Below are 19,274 nucleotides of genomic sequence, written 5' to 3'. Positions count from 1 at the left end.
CATCCCCACCGAGATGCAACAGATCCCACCCCCACCGGGTAAACTCACCCAGGCCCGGTCCACACCGGCCAGCCTCCGTAGCTCAGGGGATAGAGCGACCCTCTCCTAAAGGGTAGGCCGCAGGTTCGATTCCTGCCGGGGGCACTCGGCCTGCGTCGCGTTGCCGCAGGTTAAAGCGATTTTCGGTGTAGAGGGTCGCGAGGAACAGGTTGATCGGACGGCAAATCCCCAGGTCGCGTGTCGCAGGTTCGATTCCTACGGGGGTCGAATATTCGACAGTCCATCAGATTCGCTCACGCTTGCGAGTGGTTCCGGCCGTGAACTCGGCCTCACTCTAGCCGAGTAGCCGGTTCGAAGTGCAGCCTGCGGCACCTTGTGTGGAACTCGTTCCTATTCAACGGTTTACCGAGCGCGTCTGGTGGGAGTTAGGGTCGGCGTAGTTCGAGGTAGGCCGCGCGCAGCGCGTTGGTGAGGCGGCGCGGCCAAGGGCGCATAAATGACCGCGCGGTATGCCGCGACAACCGCACCGACAACTGCTCCAGCAGCCGGGCACCGGCCCGTCCGGCAAGTTCTCGTACGACCGATTGCACCTGGCCGGTCAGACGCGCCGTGCGGCGCTGGTAGCGTTCCAGGACACCGGCCACCTGCTCGCGAAAGGTGGTGCGGCAGCCCATTGTTGGGCAGAACAACCGGCGGACCTGCACGTTCACCGTCACCGGACGCTCGTCGAGTGGCACGTCGGCGACCGTGCGCCAGTGATAGCTGTACACCCGCGCGGACTCGGCGCCGCAGCCCGGACACGCGGCCGGGTCGTCGGGCGTCCGCGCCCACACCACGACCTGTCTACCCTCGTCGACGACATCCTCCACCACCACGGCAACAACCCCGAAAACACCACGGCAGCAGGCACATTCACCTCACACACCGAGACATGATGCCTTCAAGATCATCGCATCACCACCGGAAGTGAGACAGAGCCAGATCTCTCAGACAGTCCCTGGACCGTGGAAAGGCGGGTTCGGTTGGAGTGCAATGGCATTCGATGAGCGGACGGGAGATTACGATGCGAAGCAGGAGGCTCTGTGTGCATTTCGCGGCGGTGGTCGTGCCGTTTCCTGGTGCGGCATGTGAGGATCGGGTAGCGTCGCGCCTGCTGTGTAGCAGCGGCATTCGACGTAATGATGGGGTGAGCATGGAGATAGAGCTGGCGGACGCGGTTGCGGCGGTGCGTGAGGAGTTGTTGCATGCCGCGGCGCGGGGGATCGGGCAGCCGGTGGAGTTTCTGGTTGGGCCGATCGAGCTGGAGTTCGCTGTGGAACTGCGTCGGGATGCCAAGGCAAAAGCGGGATTCAAAGCGTGGGTGGTCACCGGGGATGTGGAGGGCGGTCTGTCACGGGGGCGGACGCATCGTGTGTCGGTGACCTTAACACCGGAACGTCTGGGTGGTGGTGGCTGGCTGGTGTCCGGCGATAAGACTCGACCGGAGGGTCCCGGCGACCTTTCTCACACGATCAGGCCCTGAGCACGGTCCGCGCGGTATCGGTGCGGTCGCGAACGTCCTGCGGGAGGATTCGGGTGGAACAGAAGCGTTTGGCGGGCGTCAGGGGCTCAGGCGGGCCGGGCTCGGGATATTTCGTGGCACCACGACTCGTGCTGGCGTCGGCTCATGTGGTCGGTCAGCGTGGCGCGGTGGCCACGATATTTCGGCCCAGCCATGGTGGCGTGTTCGTGGGCCACGTGGTGTGGTGCGGCACTCCGGGGGGCCGCGACGACGCCGCCCTGGTCGAAATCGATGACCCGAGTTGGAAACCGGTGGACGACGACCCGGTGTGGGCGATCGACAGTGCGGTGCGGTGGGGTACGACGGTCACGCACCTGCCCGAATTGCCCTGCGAGAGCTGGGGCGTGCCGGACGTAATGCAGCGCGCCGGCCAGCCGGCGGTCGATACCGGGCAGCTGAAAGGCGTCATCAACCTCGGCAGCAGGATGGCCAGCGATCAATACCTGGTCCGTCTGAATGGCCACCCACCCGCCACTGGTAAGGATGGTCGCTCCCCGTGGGGCGGGATGTCCGGGGCGGCAGTGTGTATCCGAATCCGTGAGCTTCCGGGCTCAACTCGAAACGCGGTCGGTGAGCTACTGATCGCGGTGATCATGGCCGACGACCCCTCGTTCGCGCACTCGGCGCTACCGGCTGTGCCTGCCTATGTGCTGCACCATGATCCGGAGTTTCGCGCTGTCCTGGCCACCCATGTCCGCACGACTGTGCTCGAGCCTGTGGAGTTGGCCGCTTTGGCTACCCCAGAGGATGGCCCAGACCCGCACAATGGGGCTGTCTCGCCAGCGGAGCTGTTGACCGAGCGGCGGTCCGTGGTCGGCTTCCGAGGCCGGGCCGAACTGCTGAAAGAACTACGGACTTGGGCCGAGCAGCCAGGTGTCGGGGTTTGGTTGATACACGGCCCGGCTGGGCAGGGCAAGACCCGTTTGGCTCGCCACTTCAGCGAACAAATCGCTGTACAGGGTTGGAGCACATTGTGGCTGAAACCCGATGCCGACGATTTGGCGGTGATCACCGACATGGTGTGGCCGACGCTGGTCGTCGTGGATTACGCCGAATCCAGACCCGGTCAGTTGGCTGCGCTGTTGGGCATGCTGGCCCCCGGGGGGCGCTCGTCGCTGGTGAAGGTGCTGGCGTTGGCCCGCACCGTGGGGGAATGGTGGGAGGAGGTCGCCGACACCAGCGACGCGGTGGCCACCTTGCTGGATACCGCGACGGTGACTCCGCTACCAGTGCTCGACGCGACCGACAACGCCCGCCGGGATGGATATCGGGCGGCGGTGGCGGCGTTCGCCGCTGAACTGACCCGACTGCCTGGAAACCCCGCCATCGACTGGTCTACCCGAGCTGCGGCCCTGACAGACCGACCACTATCGGCAACAACCGGGTCGACGGTGCTGGCGATCCAAATGACCGCTCTGGCCGACCTATTGGATACCACCGAACCCAGTGAACCCGAAGACCATCTACCAGAGGTCACCACGAGCGGGCGCGACGTGGGAGATAGCAACAGCCCGCAAGAGCGGGTGTTACGCCATGAACGCCGCTACTGGCTCAGGACCGCCAGAGCTGCCGGGATCCACCCGGCTCTGGGCAGGCTCACGTTGACCGACACTGTCGCCGCCACGGTTCTGCTGATGCCCCCCATCCCAGAGCAGGCCAATGACTGGCTGATGCGCATCCCCGGACTGGCAGACGAGACCTATGACCGACGCGACCGGGTTCGGGAGTGGTTGGCCGGTCTGTACCCAGCCGCCGGACCGCACGCGTTCGGTCAGTTGGAACCCGATCTGCTGGCCGAGCATCTCATCGGTACCGAAATCGCCAAACCGGCCCGCACCTCGATTGCCGAAACCCTCGCCACTCACATCAACGGCCATGACGCAACCCGCTGGGTGAGCGTGTGCGCTCGAGCCGCCGCGCACCCCGGCCTCGGCGACCCCGTGGGCGAGATGCTGACACGAATGTGTAAGCAATATCCCACGACGGTGGCGGTGGCTGCCCTGGATGTGGCACCTGGACTGGAAGAACCCAAGCCCCTGGTGCATGCGCTCGAATGCTTCGTGCATGACCCCGCCGTACCGACCGCCGATCTGACAAGCGTTGCCGATGCTGTGCCAACCAGCAGCTGGCTGTGGGCCAAAACCAAAGTGGAACTGCTCGGTGTGCTGACAGCCCGGTCCAAGCCGGAGAAGCCCGACGAGGACGAGGTGCAGGGAAGGCGGCAGTTCGACCCACTCGGTGCCGACCGCATCCAATTCGGGAACGAGATCACCTGGATCACGACGAAGGCGGCCGAGTCTCAAGGCCTGCGTATCGAGTGGACTCGATCCGACCTCGCCTCGAACCTGGCCGAACTTGCTCAGTCGTTGGCAGATTCGGGCCGGCGGGAGGAAGCGCTGGCCGCGAGTACACAGGCCATCGAGATGTTTCGACGGCTGGCGCAGGGGACCGGAAGTCATCGGTCGCCCAGCCGTGGCCAGGACACAACAGATGCACTCCCGTCCAGCCTTGCCGCGAGCCTGGCCAACCACTCCAACATGTTGGCAGCGTTGGGTCGACACGAGGATGCGCTGGCCGCGATCACCGAGGCTATGCAGATCTTCGACGAACTGGCCAAGACGCGGCCAGAGGCGCACCTCCGTAACGTTGCCGGTTGCCTGAACAACCGTTCCGCCACCCTGGCGCGCTCAGGACAGCGAATGGGCGCGTTGTCCGACAACAGCCGAGCCATCGAGATGTTTCGACAACTGGTTGGTTCGGGCAACGATGCCGTATTCCCCGACTTGGCCGTGAGCCTGGCCAGCCGCTCCTACATGTTGGCGGAGTTGGGGCACCACGAGGATGCCTTGAACGCTATGAGCGAGGCCGTCCAGATCTGTGAGCGACTGGCCTCGACAGATCCAGGCGCCCACCTCCTGCAACTCGCCAAGTATCAGCACGACCTCGCATATTCTCAAGCGAATATTGGGCGACCGGAGGGAGCGCTGGCGACCAGCACTCAGGCCGTCAAGACATTCAGACGGCTGGCCAAGGCGCGACCTGATGCGTTCCGCGCCAACCTCGCCAGGGAACTACACGACCTTGCCATCAGGTCGGCGATCTGTGGTCGGTGGACCGATGCCTTGGCAGAGAATACCGAAGCCGTCCAGATCTATCGGAAACTGTCGGACGCAGATCCGGACGCCTTCCTCCCCGACCTCGCCAAGAGCCTGAGTACCCGCGCTAACGTGCTGGATACGGAGGGTCGGCGGCAGGACGCTCTGGCCGCCGGTACCGAAGCCGTTCAGATCTATCAGCAACTGGCTGCGGCGCATCCGGACGCCTTCCACCCCCGGCTCGCCAGCAGCCTGCACAGACTCGCGTTGATCGAAGAAAAGATTGGGCGGAGTTCCTTGGCGCTGGCAAACATTGAGCGGGCTATTGTGATATTCGAGGAGTTAGCCGAGCGCAACCGGGTCACCTACACACCCGACTTGGCCGACTCGGTGAAGAACCAGGCGACCTGGCTGTCCAAGTCGGGCCGACGAAGTCAAGCACTGCCCGCGGCCAAGAGAGCTGTAGCCCTCTACGAGGAGTTGACTGAGGACAACCCGTCGGCCCACCTTCCGGACTTGGCGGTATCCGTCGACAACCTCGCGATCCTCTTGAGCGAGATGGGTCGGCACCGTGAAGCGATACATGCGTTCGAGCGGACCGTAGCCGTATGCGAGAAGCTGGCTGAGGCCGACCGGGACACCCACCTTCTGCCCTTGGCAGTATCGGCCGACCGGCTCGCGATCCAGTTGGGTGGGTTGGGGCGATATCCCGAAGCCGTGGTGGCCGCTGAGCGAGCGGTGACGTTGCGCGAAGAGTTGGCAGGAGTGGACCGCGCCGCCTACCTCCCGGCCCTGGCAGCATCGGTCAACAACATCGCTCTGTGGCTGGGTGAGGTGGGGCGGTATCCGGAAGCACTGGCTGCCGGTCGGCGGGTCGTGGGTTTCTATGAAGAGCTAGCTGAGACCGACCGGGCGAGCTACTTGCCGGAGCTGGCGACGGCAGTACGAGGCCTCGCCGCCGACCTCGTGGCGGCGGATCTGCGAGATGAGGCGGTGGCGGCTGCTCAGCGGGCCGTCACCTGCTATGAGGAGTTGGCCGCCGCCGACCGCTTCATCTATCAGCCCGAGTTGGCGAGGTCGGTCGACAAACTTGCTGCCAATCTGGCCGACACGGGGCGGCGAACGGACGCAATGGCCGCATCCGAGAGAACTGTGGTCCTGCTCGAGGAATTGGTCGCCGCCGACCGTGCCAGCCATCTACCTGCCCTGGCGAGAGCGTACTGGACCGCCGTATACGTCCGGTTGCCTCCCGGCACCGATCGGGTAGCCGCGCTCACCTTGTGCGACAAAGCCATCCGGCTCTACCGCGAACTAGCCGACACCGACCCCGACGCCTTCCATCAGTCCCTCAGCGCTGTCGAGGCTCTCCGGCGCAAACTGTCTTCCTGAGCTGCGACACGACGCCGCACGACCATCGTTCCCCGACCGGGGCTGACTGACCAGCTGGACCGATGCCTGGCCGCTGGCGAGTATCGCGCGATGCGCACACCGTCCGTACCGCCAGAGGAACAACTCCTGTCGTACGTCAGGAACATGGACGACGCCATGTGGGCACAGCTCCGCGCGGCTCTGCGCAACAGCGGAATTTCACAACAGGACATCGCGGCACGGTTCGTTGACGGCGCTCGCTGAAATTGGCTCTGGCGACGATCACGTGACGTGCGCTGGTCGGAGTGTGGGTAAGTCCCCTGGAGTGGCGGGATGACCGCGCTCGCTGAAATTTCAGCGAGCGCGGTCAACGGCTCTGCGTTAAATCGAATGAATGGGCTGGATCCGGCTTTCGGTCGACAAATGCCAACACCCCAGCAAAACCGCTGATCAACGCAAGCTCCATCCGTATAGTGCGCCACCGGGCGCTGTACCGATGGGAACGGATTTGCGGGCGCTATATGCCGGACGGTTGTGTCCTACATCATAGGTAACTGTGCAACTATCGGTCGCCTGATTCCTACAAACGAAACCCAATCCCTCAGCTGGACGACGAGCGGAGCCAATCCGACACCCAGCTGCAGGTCCTGCGGGTGGGCTTAGACCGAAATGTTGGTGCGACGGTCCGTACTGGAGCTCTAAAGTTTCCTGAATGACATGGACGCCGCTGTCACAACGCACCGGTGCCGTCGAGCCGGACGGTCCATTCGAGGGTGTGCCCGACCATCTTCGTGGACTACTCAAACGATGGGCTGAGCGAGTCGCCAAGAAGGTCCTTCCGTCCGAACTGGAAGCGATCAGTCTCAGGCTTCGCGTACCCCTCACGTCGGTCGGCGACCGGATCAATGCCTTTCAGGTGGTGCTGAATGCCTTTGAGCTGGATGAGGAACGAGGCCTCGACCTAATCGATGCACTGTTGTATCACCGCGCGTCTGCGACGGCGGCCACGCTGGAACCCCGGGGTAGCACAGCCCTCGAAGATGCGTCCGAACTGCGGACACTCTTGGCCAACGGAGGATCGCTCTGGACGGTGTCGCCCAGCAACGACCAGCTTGTGCTCGTTGTAGGCGAGCATGCCGGCAAGATCTACCAGTACGCAATCGCAGTGCAGGATGAGGCGACGGCCGAGCTTCATGAAGCATGGAAGAACGCCTACGGACGCAACGGAGATGCTTCCGATGCCTGGGATCACGCCATCAAAGCCGTTGAGGACGTACTGATTCCAATTGTGGTTCCGAACAAGACGAATGCAACGCTGGGAAATGTTCTCGGGCAACTTGGATCGCCACAATCAGCGTCTCTGTGGAAGATGATGCTGCCGGGATCGAACCAGAGTCACGATGTTGCTGCATTCGTCGGCATGCTTCGGTGGCTCTGGCCGAACCATGACCGACACGGCGGTAGCGGTCCAAGACGGACCCCGTCCATGGAAGAAGCCAGGATGATCGTCACCTGTGCTGCCATGATCGTGCAATGGCATCGCCAGGGATGGATCGTTACCCGACGATGAAGCGCCACACGGACGGCTATCGTCATTTGCTATGAGTTCACGGGCCGAACCCAGGCCGGGGCCAACTGTGTCCCATGTCATAGGTCGCTGTACAACTATCGGCTGATTGATCTGGTCGGACGGCAGATTCCTCCTGCTCAAAGACGAGGATTGTGGGTTGCCGGGCGCCCCGCCCGGCATAGGGCCCAACCACCGAATCCGACATGGAGCCCGCCTGCCAGCGCACCGTCGGAGCATGCGATGGCGTGGTTGACTTAGCGGCACCGCTCGTCAGCGGTTCTTTCGACGTGAAGCGTTCTGTGCCTTGCGTTTTGATTTTTTCTGCTCGGAAGGCGACCTGTTACCGTTCGAGGTACTGCCCGACCGAATGCTCCGGATCCTGTTGCGTCCGCGTCGCCGCCACCGTTCGAGCTCGGCGGGCAGGTGCACTCGAGTATTGAGCCAGTTCATCGCCGCGCGGGTTGCTTCGTCCGGCGAGTCCGCCATGTCCTCGGCGAACCTGGGCTCGCCGAGGACACTGACTGCGCACCGGTGATAGAAGGGCTCCTCGACATAGAACTTCATACCCTGGACTTTGTCGATCCCCGGACAGAAGGCTGCTCCGATCATCCACGCGGCACCGGCAAGGACGCCTCCACGGTCCTCTTCGTCCTCCCATCGGGAGACGAGGTCTGTGAGCGTTCGCTCCTCGGGATCGATCTGCAGGGTTGGCTCGCATTCCAGCGCGTGGGCGTATGCCTGCTCCGCCTCGTCGCGGGTCCTGAGAACGTGTGTCGCAGCGAGGTCGTTCATCTCGAAGTGGAGGACGGCGGTGCCGCGCTGCAGGCCGGACTCGAATCCGCGGACGTCGCTGGTGCGCCGATAGCCGGCGAGGACCACGACCTCCGGGCGTCGCAATCCTTTTCGCTGTTGGTCGCCGAACCGTGCATACGGAGAGCCAACGAACGGGCAGACCTGCGCGGCGTAGAGTCCGCAGATCTCGTGCACCGGCGCCTCGCTGAAGACCGGAGTCTTCGCACGGACGTGAGACTCGTTGAACGCCACCTGCCATCGCAGTTCCGCACCGAACGGCGATCCGCAAACCGCGCACAGGTCGAAGGTGGCCAAGACGAGCTTGCGCTTCTCCGACACGGCTCCGAAGTCCGCGCCATCTGTGTCACGGCTGACGGTCGCGATCACTGGATAGCCTCAAGGATCTGCGACGAGGTGGGCACAGCGGGCAGGCCGGGGAATGTCGGAAGGCTTGGTCCCGGCGGTTGGCTGGGTCATGACTCATAATCGTAATCCTTTGAGAGCGGACGTATGTCGCGCCGCAATCACGGACGACTCTCGCATGAACTGCGTGCCCCTCCGGATCGGCAACGAGAACCCGACGCTCTACGTCGGACGCTGGTAGCGGTCCCGAGGCAACGGGAGATGCCGAGCAACGAACGCCTCCGGCAGAAAGACTGTCCGGGAGTTCTTGTGTGTGCGGTCGACCTGCGCCATGATGGTAGGCACAGTCGCCGAAATCCCTTGGAGAACAAATAGTCTGACACACACGTAGGACGTTCACTGTTTCTTGTGTGGTACAGCCACTGCGGGGGGATATATCGCATTGGATACAGTGCCGTTAACGGTATGCGCATGGTACACAGCCCCTCGGACTGCGTGCTTATAGTGTCGGCTGCTCTGCCGGTCGGCAAGCCTGGATGAGGCTGCATCTGGCATGAATTCGTACCGATGCGCGTAGATCGCGCTGCGGTGCATTCGTTGAACATGCTTCGCTCAACCGTAGGAGCCGACGTTGGTCGAGATAGCTCTGCTCGGATCGTTCTGTTTCATCTGCTACTTGGCGCTGTGCGCCGTCGTCGTCGTTCGCACGGGTAGCACCTCCGGGCTGCGTGATGTCGCCCGCGCGATGACTGGCTTACGCCAGGCAATCTCAGCGGGATAGTTGCGCTTCTGAGAGATGACAGCTGTGGCCGAGTGGTAACTCCCTCGGCCACAGTGCCCCTCGTGTTGCGATCCCGGGCCGAAACCCAAAGAAGGGCGACGCGGAATCGCTCCAGGTTGCCCCATCCTGGCTACAGCTGATAACCGGCTTCGATCACCAGCCGACCACCCGAAACCCGCAGGTCGTTCCCGTTCCCATGTTCGATGTGCCCCGCCGGGGGCACCGATTGGACATCTGAAATGGTTTCAATCACGTCACGACACCGAGCACACACGGGCACGGAGCTGCTGTTCGTCGACCAGTTCACCGGCGAGCACGTGCCGCTTATCGGGTCCGTGACCTCGCGGAACTCACGCCCACCGGCGAACTAGATGTCACGACGCATTCAGCTGAACTCCGCATCCGGTACCTGCTTCACCTGTGTCTGAGCTGTTTGCGGTTGGCTGTCAGGATTTCGTCGGACAGTCCGGGGTCGGCCTCGGCGACAGCGCGGGCGACCACCAGCGCGCCGACCATCTGGCAGAACAGCGCCATTGCCTGTCCGCGGGCCGCTGTCGCAGTCATTTCAGCGCCGGATTGGTGCGCGCGATCGAGCACCATTTCGGTGATAGCGCTGAAGAATCCGTCAAGCCCGCGTCGGTACTCGGCCTGAGCTGTGGCGCCGTGGCGCCCGGCATCGACCGCCAGTGCGGCTGAAGCACAGCCGGTTTCCGGGTGATCACGGTGGACGGCCGTCACGTATGTGTCGATCATGTCGTGCAGGGCTGCCCGGGCGGAGCGCGGATGCGCCTCGCGGATGGCGGCGAGCGAGTCGAGCGAGTCGGCGAAGCCCTGACGGTAGACTTCGAGGGCGAGGTCTTCCTTCGAGGAGAAGTGGTTGTAGAACCCGCCGTGCGTCATCCCGGCGGTCTTCATCAGCTCCTCGATGCCGATCCCGTCGATGCCGTGCAGCCTGAAACCTTCGCCGGCTGCCCGGACGATCTTTTCGCGGTTGAGCTTCTTCTGCTCCTCGGTGATACGTGGCACCCCGGACACCTCCTCGACAAGACGGCACCGCTGTGTGCAGGCCGAGGTCGACAACCAGCCGTTGTGATGATACCTGACATCAAAAAAGGTGTCCACGCATGCGCTCCGGCTTGACAAGTAATGATGCTGATTACCATCATTAGTTTTTGATGTTGAGTGACATCAAAAAGTCGGGTTGCGGCCCGCGAACCTTCCGCACACGTTCGAGAGGAAGACGCTGTGAACTTCGGAATCATCGGAGCGGGCACGATCGGGCAGGGCATTGCCGGACATCTCGTGACGGCAGGTCATCGCGTCGTCCTGAGCAACAAGCGCGGCCCGGACACGCTGCGAGACACGGTGGCGCGGCTGGGGCCGCCGGCCACCGCCGGAACAGTCACCGAGGCAGCCGCGGCCGAGATGGTGTTCCTCGCGGTCAGGTGGCAGGACATCCCTGCCGCGCTGGCCGACCTGCCCTCATGGGACGGCCGGATCCTGGTCGACACCAGCAATCAGATGACCGGCCCGTTGCCGGAAGACCATGTCGACCTCGGTTCGGAGACGGGCAGTGAATTCGTCTCCCGCCACGCTCCAGGCGCACGCGTGGTCAAGGCGTTCAACACGCTGTTCGCCCAGTACATCGTGCCCGACCCGCAGCACGCGGAAGGCCGCCAGTTGCTCTTCTACGCCGGGGACGACGCGGACGCGAAAACAGACTTTCGCGCGGTTGCCGAAGAGATCGGCTTCGCGCCGGTGGACGCCGGGTCGTTGCGGGAGGGCGGCCGGCTGATGCAGGTCGGCGGCCTGCTCTCGGCCCTGCACGCTCTCAAACAGGACTGAAATGGCCCAACGCTGCAGGGCATCTCGGAGCTGTTGAAGCTCGGTCCGATCCACAAAAGCCTTGGCTGCTGCGGGATTTCACCGGCTATCACTCGCCCGAACGGCCGCGATGGAGAGTGCGCCCACAGGTTGACCGGACCGAAGTTTGAACTGATGTTCACCTGGCGCGAATGGTCATGCGCATGGGACGGCTGGTCCACCGGGAGCCTGTCAGAGGTTGATCGTGCCGATATTGACCTGTTTGGCCTGATCGAACGCCCGAGCAACGATCATACCCACGTCATGGTCTCGCTGGGCAGTGGCAACCAACTGTTCCAGGCTCGCCGCGAACGACGCATCCTCCGGCACGACTGCTGTAATCCGCGCGGCCGCAGCCTGTTTGGCCTCATCAGTCGAGGTGGGTGCGCGCGCGGTGATCGCGGCCGCGGTGTCGTGGTCGCCGTGGAACTTGGCAACCACCAACTTCCGCAATGCCTTCACCGCGTTCCACGCGCTCTCGCCGGCATCCTTGGCGACTCCTTCACCGAACTTCGATGCCAGCAATGCCACCGCCGCCACCCCGAGTGTCTCTGGCTCCATCAGTCCGCCTCCCGACCCCACCGATCCGATCACCACCACTCCTAGAACCAGCTCGCTCGCAGCGGCGACACTTCCATCCCGCAACATCCTCACGATCGCCAGCCCCCGTGCGCTTACGAACCCGCCGAACGGCAGCCACGTCAGCCAAGCCGTGCCAACCCCTCAACATCCGATCGTCGGTATGCGCACGCCGACCGCAGGATCGCCTGTGGGGCAATGATTACGAGACGATCGAACGACCGAAACGCGGCATTGTGGTGCGCGTGGCCGCTTACTGGCCGGGGTTGGCCCTTAGGGCTTCTGGGTTGTATGGGTGGGTGGCGAGCCAGCGTTGAAGGGTGTCGTGGCGGAATTGGTAGGAGCCAGCGGTGGCGCGCAGCAGTCCAGCGCGGTGGGCCCAGTCCAGGAACGCGGCGGGGTGGCGACAGAAGACGGTTTCGGACGCGAACAGTGTTTGGGCGCACAGGTACCGTACGCTGGCGTGGGACCAGGTGAGTCCGGCAACGAGACCGAATGGAATCGCGGTCGCCGCACCGCGGATCACCGGCCAATCAACGGGCATATCGGTCGCGTAAGGCAGCGTGTTGCTCGTGGTGACCAGCCCCGCGGCGGTGCCCAGCAGCATCCCCGCGATGATCCCGGAACGGGCATCGTCGGCGAGGATACGGCGTTCGTCGAGCGGGGCAAGGCCGTGTCTGCTCGACCCATAGGCTGCGGCGACGGCGATCCCGTAGGCTGCCAGCACCAGTGGTGGCGCCCACCAATGCACGTGGGGGTCGATTCCAGTCGGTCTGGTCAGCCAGACGAGCACTTGGAATGACAGCGCCAACGGCACAACAACCGCGATGGTCGCGCCGCCGGCGATGAGGAGGCTGTGCCGCCAGCGGTGGGCGGTTCCATGGCCGTGTGCATGCCAGATCGACTGCTTGGCCCGGACGCTCGTGGTGTACCTGGCACGCAACCCGTTGATGATCGCCGCGCTCCCGCCGAAAAGTATCGCGTACGCCTCGGCCCTCCCCACCGCGAGCGTGTAGTTGAACTCCACGGCGTAGGCGATGCCCACCGTCAACGCACCGATCGCGGCTCCGGCCAATCCTGTCACCACAGCAACCGTTATCGCGAACAGCATGCGTGAGCGTGCTCTGGCCATGTCGCCGATCCGGTCCAAGCCGATGGTGGTCGAGTCCTTGCCGACGGTGCCAAGATCGTTCAGGTACTGGGCGAGATGGTGGAGCCAGGTATGCACCTGCGGCTGTTGGTAGCGGCGCCCGGCGTGCTCGGTCAACGGCTGTTCGGCGACGGCCGCTGGGACGATTTCGGTAATCAGATACTCGCGTATGGCGTCCGGATCGTCCATCGCGGCCAGCGACGCTGCCACCTGTTCATCACCGCGTCCTATATGGCCAGCGGCCAGCGTCAGCATCCACGGCGTGTTCAGGGCCTTCGCGAGCGCACCGACAGGATTGCGGAGCAATCGCGTGACCGGTTCCCATATCTGGGCCGGTGTACCGGTGTTGCGGCGGCGGCTGTTCAGGTACGCACCGACCGCGGGGGCTGCCAATGGGCGCAAGGTCACTGCGGTAGCGAAGTGCAGTCCCGCGTCGTTAGCCGCAGCGCGGGCACGCTCGTAAGTACCGGTGCGACAGGCCAACACGAGCGGTCTGCCCCGCCAACCGGTGATATTGAGCTGATCGAGCCCTCTGCGTACCCGATCGGGAATATCCAGTTCGTCGAATCCGTCCACGACGGGCAGCAGCCAGTCGGACTGGGTCAGCTTAGCCGCTACTGGGCGACTCACGCCGTAGTCGGCGACCAGCCGACCGGTCAGCCACGCCGTAAAACTCGCGGTGTCAGGATTCCAAGAGGAGGCGTTGAGCCGCACCGGGAGTGATTGATCCGGGTGCTGTCGGCGTTGCTTTAGCAGATCCAACACGAGCAGCGACACCGCCACGGTCTTACCCGCACCCGGCTCGCCCACCACCACCAAGCGGCGAGGCGACAAGCCTCGATAGTAATCACCGATCCCGGAGATCGTGCCGGACACCGGCCCGCCTGCGGCCCGGACGTTCGGCAAGGCACGAAACCCCACATCGACCGCGTCACTCGCCAGAGCGACACCCAACCCTGTCAGATGCCCGACCTCGCCAATCTCGATCCGCCATGCCAGCTCCTGCACCGCAGCCCGCAACGCCACCACCGAGGTATCCGGACGGTAGCGGTGCCACAGCCACACCACCACCTTGATAAGCGGCCCCACCGCCTTGTCCGCCACACCCGGGACATCCACCGCCGAAGGCTAACACCCCAAGCCCTGGCCGACGGCCGCTTTATCATCGAAAGCACAGTCGACCAAGGACTTTCGATGATAGTGACTGAAACACGGCATCTTCTGAAGGGAACCGATCGAAGCTGACGTTCCACCGTCGCGGGACAGCAGATGTCGGCGTCGAAACTGCCCCGCGACCGTCCAGGAACCCATCAGCGAGGAGTACCTCAGACTATTCCGAACGAACATCCGGTATTCGGCATTCGCCGACAGGTGCCGCGGCCTCGTCGGAACGACCGGGCCGCGGACGTTCATCCCGAGGTTTTCGAGTGCACAGAGAAGGTCTAGGCCGTCCGATTTGATTACAGTCTACGGGCCAGATGGCAAGCCGCTGAAGGACGTTCGGATTACCAAGGATGGCGTCCAGGAAGAAGATAAGTAGCTGGTGGGGTTTGCCCTCCTCGAATGCTCGATCGGGTCCGGTGATTCTTGAGGGGCGACCACAGCCGGGTAAGTGAGGTGGGAGCCACCTACTGGCACGGCCGGTCGATCCTGCGACCTGGGCCGACACGATCGAGTAGGACACGAGGACAAGCCCTGCGGGGCTCAATTCGCAGAATGTGTATCCCAGGCTCGCCACTCCGATCGACGCAACCGATACTGTGCAAGTCCGTCTGGCAAGGTCGTTTTCGTCATCCGGCGCCTGAATGTTCACCGCGCCGAGGGTAGCCTTCTGCGGCATATGCGAACCGCTACAACGTTGGAGGGGCGAAACGCGTGCAGGCGGAATGGATTCCGGTGGTTGTCGGGTTGACGGCGTTGACTGCGAGTCTCATGACTGCGGCGGTCAATGTCTTCTTCTCCGAACGGTGGAAGGCGCGATACGCACGGGCGAAAGAGGCCGAGGACCGAGCCCAGGCACTATTGGACCGTTATCGTGAGCCGCTCGCCCGGTCGGCGTTCGACCTGCAGAGCAAGCTGTACAACATGGTGCGTCGCAGCGCAGTACCCGGCCATAAGATGGGCGGCTACGCCGAGCTGAGCACATTGTGGTTGATCGGTCAGTGGTGTGCCTGGAACGAGATCCTTCGACGAGAAATCCAGTTGCTGGATCTTGGGAGTCCTGCCGGCACCGCGATCCTTCAGCGGAAATTGATGGACATCGCCGATGTGTTCGCGTCGACGAGCATCTCAGGCCGCGATTTCCGGGTAAGGCGAGCCGAGCAGCGGGCGATCGGCGAATTGCTGGTGGTGGATCGTGTGACTTCAGCGGGCAGTCGCAGCGACGCGATCGGCTACGCAGAGTTTTGTGCCAAGGTGGATACGCCGGAATTGGAGCCTTGGCTGCGACCTCTCCAGTCGGCGATCCGGAAGTTCTACGATGAGCCCGACGGTTACCCGCCGCGTCTGGTGCTTCTCCAGCGGCAGCTTGTGGAGCTGATCGATTATCTCGATCCGGACCGTGTGCGTTTCCCGGACCGCAACGACCGCGGCAAACTGCCAAGGCCCACGGCTGGTGTCGACCCGAAACGAAGCCGACCAGCCTGGGAGATCGCACGGTTCCGTTTCGTGCCGTCGTTGGAGCCGGACCCGTGCGACGCTATCCTCATGTGGCTGAGGACGTTGGAGAACGTCTACCAGCCTGACACGGCTGTGGACGAAAACGGGGTTGTCACTGCCCGTTTCCGGCCGCATCGTTTCAGCCGCCTGTGGTGCTACCTCGTTGTGCGTCAGGCCGGAGGGCGGCAGGGCTATGTCTGGGTAGAGATCGAAGCGTGGCTCCAAAGCAGGGTGGCAATCACAGAGGGGGAAAAGAGACAGTCGTTGGAGTCGACCGCGCCTCGATGGCAACGCGTTCGCCGACGGAGCGTGTCGGTCATCAACAATCTCCTCGATCTCTTGGGCCGCCCGTCCCTTCACGCCGACCTTCCGTCGGCCGTGGTTGTAAACGAACTACATCGAACCCGCACGAATACATAAATTTCGATATGAGCGGGCGGGGAGGCAGCCCGCTCAGCGGCTACTTACCGGATCCTCCAGATTGCTCGGGATAGCCAGCGAGAGTTCGGAACATGTCCGTTGACGTCACCGTAGCGAACTTCGTTCCGGATAGCATTGTCATTCCCGCGAAGGGTGTAGCAAACACGTCACGCCGACAGCAGAAGACCGGCCACCCAACCAATTTGAACAGTTGACCAATACACGCTCATCGGCATGAGCGTGTGTTCTGTGCATCCGCCGTCAGGCTCGAGCAACCTGTCGTTGCGATGCATGGACTTCAGCACCCCGCCGCCTGGCGGTCGCCTGCCAGGTCCAGCACGAGTTGCTGCTCACACATGGGGGCGATGAGTATGCGCTTCGTCAGGCGGCGCACGAACAGGTCTAGCTCGATGCTCAGGTTTCCGGTCCAAGTACTCGGCCGGTTCGCCTCGAACCGCTTCAGTTTGAACCGTCGCGGGTTGGGGCCGCTGTTGCAGCCTGTCAGCGTGCTGCGGAGCGTCGGTATGCTGCGGTCTCGAGTGCTGCGAGACGCTGCTCATCTTGCGGATGGATGCGTATCTGCCAGGACGACCACGGTGAGTGATCCAAGGATGCCTTGCATGGTTTCGCGCGCGTCTTCGGTTAGGAGCAGGTCGGGAAGTCCGGTGATCTGCCCTATGTTCGCAGCGTCCCCGGTGGGGTCACATCGCACATGGCAACTAGGCCGACCTGCGGTTTTCGGGTGATCGGCTGGTGATCGAAGCTAATTATCAGCTCACCCGACCCAGTGAACCATTTCGCCGCTGCGCGTCCGCAACATCACGATCTGTGGGCGGTTGGGGTTGTGCGGTCGGGGGTGTCGAGTAGGCCGGACAGTAATTGGAGGCGTTCGGCGTCGGGGCTGCCCGGCTCGGCGGTGTAGGCGATGAGCACCGGACCGGGGGCGCCCGGCATCGGGTAGGCGTCCCAGTCCAGGTTCAATTCTCCGACGAGTGGGTGGAAGACCCGCATTCGGCCGCGTGTCGCGCTCTCCACGTCGTGGCGCGCCCACAGCGTCGCGAACTCGGCGTTGTGCACGGCCAATTCGCCCACCAACTGCACCGCGCGGGGGTGAGCTGGTGCGGAGGCGACCTGTGCCCGCAGCATCGCGGTCAACTCCGCGACCGTGGCCGCCCGCTCGGGACATGCCGGGTCCGCGTCGGGGTGCAGCAACAACGCGAGCAGGTTCCGGTCATGTTCGGGCAACTCGGTAAATGCGCCGAGCAGGGCGCCGGCCAGCGGGTTCCACGCCAGCACGTCCAGGAAACGTCCGATGATCAATGCGGGCGAACTGGTCGCGGCCAGCAGCCGCAGGGTGGTCGGGGGCACCTCTTCCGGTGGGTACTCGCGGGCCTGCCGGGTCGGGGTTCGCGTGGCGGCGGCGAGGCTGTGCAGGTGCCGGGACTCCTCGGCGGTGAAGTTCAACGCTCGGGCGATCGCGTCGAGCACCTGGTCGGACGGCCGCACGTCCCGGCCCTGCTCCATCCGCTGGTAGTAGTCCGAACTCACCCCCGCCAATAAGGCCAGTTCCTCCCTGCGCAGCCCGGCCACGCGACGCCGAGGCCCCGGTTCGAGACCGACATCTTGCGGCCGCACCCTGGTCCGGCGAGTGCGCAGAAACTCCGCAAGCGCCTGGCGCGAGTCATCACTCATCAACTCAGTGTGCCCGAGCGGCGAGTCGCGAGGGTGGGTCTGCTGGTCCCAGGACATCGGGAACGACCGCGATGTCGCGAACAGCGCCCAACATTGGTGTCACACCAGCCGACCACGGAAGGAAACCTGACATGAAGGCCGCACAGATCATGCACTTCGGGGCACCGGAGGCTCTACGGATTACCGACACCGACCGCCCCACCCCCGGCCCCGGCGAGGTATTGGTGCGGGTGCAGGCCTCCAGCATCAACGGACATGACGTCGTGGTTCGCGGTGGTGGCCTCAAGATGGTGTCCGGCCGCAAGTTCCCGATCGGTGCCGGGCTGGACTTCGCCGGTGTCGTCGTCGAAACCGGGCCTGGCGTCGCGGATTACCGCGCCGAAGACCGCGTATGGGGCATGGTGCACCCACGACAGAAACACGCCGTCGCCGGCGCGGCCGAGTATGTGGTGGTCACCACCGACCGCATCGGCCCGGCGCCGGTCGGTATCTCGGCGACCGAGGCGGCATCCCTGGTCGTTACCGGCAGTACCGCGCTGATCGCGTTGCGTGACAGCGTCGGGCTGGCCGCGGGCGAGCGCGTCCTGGTCCGCGGCGCCGCCGGTGGGGTCGGCACCTCGGCAGTGCAGCTGGCACGGGCCATGGGCGGTCGCGTCACCGCGCTGGCCCGCGACCGCCACGCCGAGGTTCTGCGTGAGCTGGGGGCCGAGGAAGTCCTCGACTACGGGAACACCGCATCGGAGCAGATCGGACCGTTCGACGTCATCCTCGACACGGTCGGCACCGAGCTGAACTGCTACCGCAGCAGGCTGGCCAAGGGCGGCCGGATGGTCACCGTCGGACTGTCGGCCGCCGCCATCGCCGCGGTCGCGGCATCGACGATCCACGGCTCCCGGCGCATCCGCACGTTCAGCGCCAACCCCGGCCCGGGCGTGCTGAATGCCGTGGCCGACTACGTCACCTCGGGTGCGCTGCGTCCAATGGTGCACCACGTGTACCCGCTGACCGACATCGCCGCCGCGCACGAGGCATTCGAACGCGGGGGCGTCCTGGGCAAACACGTGCTCGCCATCGCGGGCTGAGACGCCGAATGCACCCGCACTATGGTGTCCTTTCGTGATCGGTTGTGTGACAACGATCCTGGACGCGACCGGCGACAGTGCGGTCGTTCGCTTCATCCTGGGACCGGCCGACCCCTCGCCGGCCGCGGCGCGGACATAATGGGCCGGTGACCGGCGACCCCCGCCAGGCGCTCGCGGAGTTTCTGCGGATCGGCCGGACCCGAGTGCGGCCGCAGGATGTCGGCCTGACGGCCCTGCTCGAACTCCTGCGCCGGGAGACCTGGTACCGGTCCGTGTCCTTGGCACCGGCGTCCTGACAAC

General features: G+C 64.1%; 12 protein-coding genes, 1 tRNA gene and 1 pseudogene. 8 read left to right on the top strand and 6 right to left on the bottom strand.

Translation table 11 applies throughout. The features are described from left to right. Nucleotides 1-71: 71 nt before the first annotated feature. A tRNA-Arg gene (locus tag JZ791_RS19975) sits at nucleotides 72-144 on the top strand. Nucleotides 145-488: 344 nt separating this feature from the next. Here the strand turns inward: JZ791_RS19975 and JZ791_RS19970 are convergent. Then, nucleotides 489-925 (bottom strand): annotated as a pseudogene (locus JZ791_RS19970) (transposase family protein); the annotation flags it as partial. A 159-nt stretch (nucleotides 926-1,084) separates the two neighbouring features. On the opposite strand from JZ791_RS19970, the gene JZ791_RS19965 reads away from it, so the two are divergent. From JZ791_RS19965 to JZ791_RS19955, 3 genes are all read left to right on the top strand, one after another. After that, nucleotides 1,085-1,522 (top strand): trypco2 family protein, encoded by a 438-nt coding sequence (locus tag JZ791_RS19965; RefSeq protein ID WP_308162999.1) that lies wholly within the window; start codon nucleotides 1,085-1,087, stop codon nucleotides 1,520-1,522. A gap of 206 nt (nucleotides 1,523-1,728) precedes the next feature. Continuing rightward, nucleotides 1,729-6,045, top strand: coding sequence for a tetratricopeptide repeat protein (locus JZ791_RS46555; RefSeq protein WP_216896674.1), 4,317 nt, complete (start codon nucleotides 1,729-1,731; stop codon nucleotides 6,043-6,045). A gap of 691 nt (nucleotides 6,046-6,736) precedes the next feature. After that, complete coding sequence (locus tag JZ791_RS19955) at nucleotides 6,737-7,594, top strand: hypothetical protein (RefSeq protein ID WP_216896673.1); 858 nt, start codon at nucleotides 6,737-6,739, stop codon at nucleotides 7,592-7,594. 270 nt (nucleotides 7,595-7,864) lie between these two features. Here the strand turns inward: JZ791_RS19955 and JZ791_RS19950 are convergent, their stop codons facing one another. Both JZ791_RS19950 and JZ791_RS19945 read right to left on the bottom strand, forming a co-directional pair. Beyond that, entirely contained in the window at nucleotides 7,865-8,773 is a 909-nt protein-coding gene (locus tag JZ791_RS19950) for a hypothetical protein (RefSeq protein WP_216896672.1), read from the bottom strand. 1,171 nt (nucleotides 8,774-9,944) lie between these two features. Further along, nucleotides 9,945-10,652 (bottom strand): TetR/AcrR family transcriptional regulator, encoded by a 708-nt coding sequence (locus JZ791_RS19945; protein ID WP_308162998.1) that lies wholly within the window; start codon nucleotides 10,650-10,652, stop codon nucleotides 9,945-9,947. Nucleotides 10,653-10,775: 123 nt separating this feature from the next. Here JZ791_RS19945 and JZ791_RS19940 point away from each other — a divergent pair, with 123 nt between their 5' ends. Next, entirely contained in the window at nucleotides 10,776-11,375 is a 600-nt protein-coding gene (locus JZ791_RS19940) for an NADPH-dependent F420 reductase (RefSeq protein ID WP_216896671.1), read from the top strand. 210 nt (nucleotides 11,376-11,585) lie between these two features. Here the strand turns inward: JZ791_RS19940 and JZ791_RS19935 are convergent, their stop codons facing one another. Continuing rightward, on the bottom strand, nucleotides 11,586-11,987 hold the full coding sequence (locus JZ791_RS19935) for a hypothetical protein (protein ID WP_216896670.1): 402 nt from the start codon (nucleotides 11,985-11,987) through the stop codon (nucleotides 11,586-11,588). Between the two features lie 238 nt (nucleotides 11,988-12,225). Then, nucleotides 12,226-14,241 (bottom strand): NACHT domain-containing protein, encoded by a 2,016-nt coding sequence (locus tag JZ791_RS19930; RefSeq protein WP_216896669.1) that lies wholly within the window; start codon nucleotides 14,239-14,241, stop codon nucleotides 12,226-12,228. A 756-nt stretch (nucleotides 14,242-14,997) separates the two neighbouring features. Here JZ791_RS19930 and JZ791_RS19925 point away from each other — a divergent pair. Further along, a complete protein-coding gene (locus JZ791_RS19925; protein WP_216896668.1) occupies nucleotides 14,998-16,200 on the top strand; it encodes a hypothetical protein in 1,203 nt (400 codons plus the stop codon). A gap of 819 nt (nucleotides 16,201-17,019) precedes the next feature. On the opposite strand, the gene JZ791_RS19920 is transcribed toward JZ791_RS19925, so the two are convergent. After that, nucleotides 17,020-17,892, bottom strand: a complete 873-nt coding sequence (locus JZ791_RS19920; RefSeq protein ID WP_216896667.1) for a helix-turn-helix transcriptional regulator — start codon at nucleotides 17,890-17,892, stop codon at nucleotides 17,020-17,022. A 131-nt stretch (nucleotides 17,893-18,023) separates the two neighbouring features. On the opposite strand from JZ791_RS19920, the gene JZ791_RS19915 reads away from it, so the two are divergent. Further along, nucleotides 18,024-18,974, top strand: a complete 951-nt coding sequence (locus JZ791_RS19915) for a quinone oxidoreductase family protein (RefSeq protein WP_216896666.1) — start codon at nucleotides 18,024-18,026, stop codon at nucleotides 18,972-18,974. 146 nt (nucleotides 18,975-19,120) lie between these two features. Then, a complete protein-coding gene (locus tag JZ791_RS19910; RefSeq protein ID WP_216896665.1) occupies nucleotides 19,121-19,270 on the top strand; it encodes a hypothetical protein in 150 nt (49 codons plus the stop codon). Nucleotides 19,271-19,274 lie beyond the last annotated feature (4 nt).

Source organism: Nocardia alni (assembly GCF_019038435.1).
In the GTDB taxonomy this organism is placed as follows: Bacteria; Actinomycetota; Actinomycetes; order Mycobacteriales; family Mycobacteriaceae; genus Nocardia; species Nocardia alni.
This window is presented reverse-complemented; position numbering and strand designations above follow the sequence as displayed.

Coding starts and splice junctions, on each gene's coding strand:
- JZ791_RS19955 (WP_216896673.1), top strand. CDS start 6,737: ATGACATGGACGCCGCTGTCACAACGCACCGGTGCCGTCGAGCCGGAC.
- JZ791_RS19920 (WP_216896667.1), bottom strand. CDS start 17,892: ATGAGTGATGACTCGCGCCAGGCGCTTGCGGAGTTTCTGCGCACTCGC.
- JZ791_RS19915 (WP_216896666.1), top strand. CDS start 18,024: ATGAAGGCCGCACAGATCATGCACTTCGGGGCACCGGAGGCTCTACGG.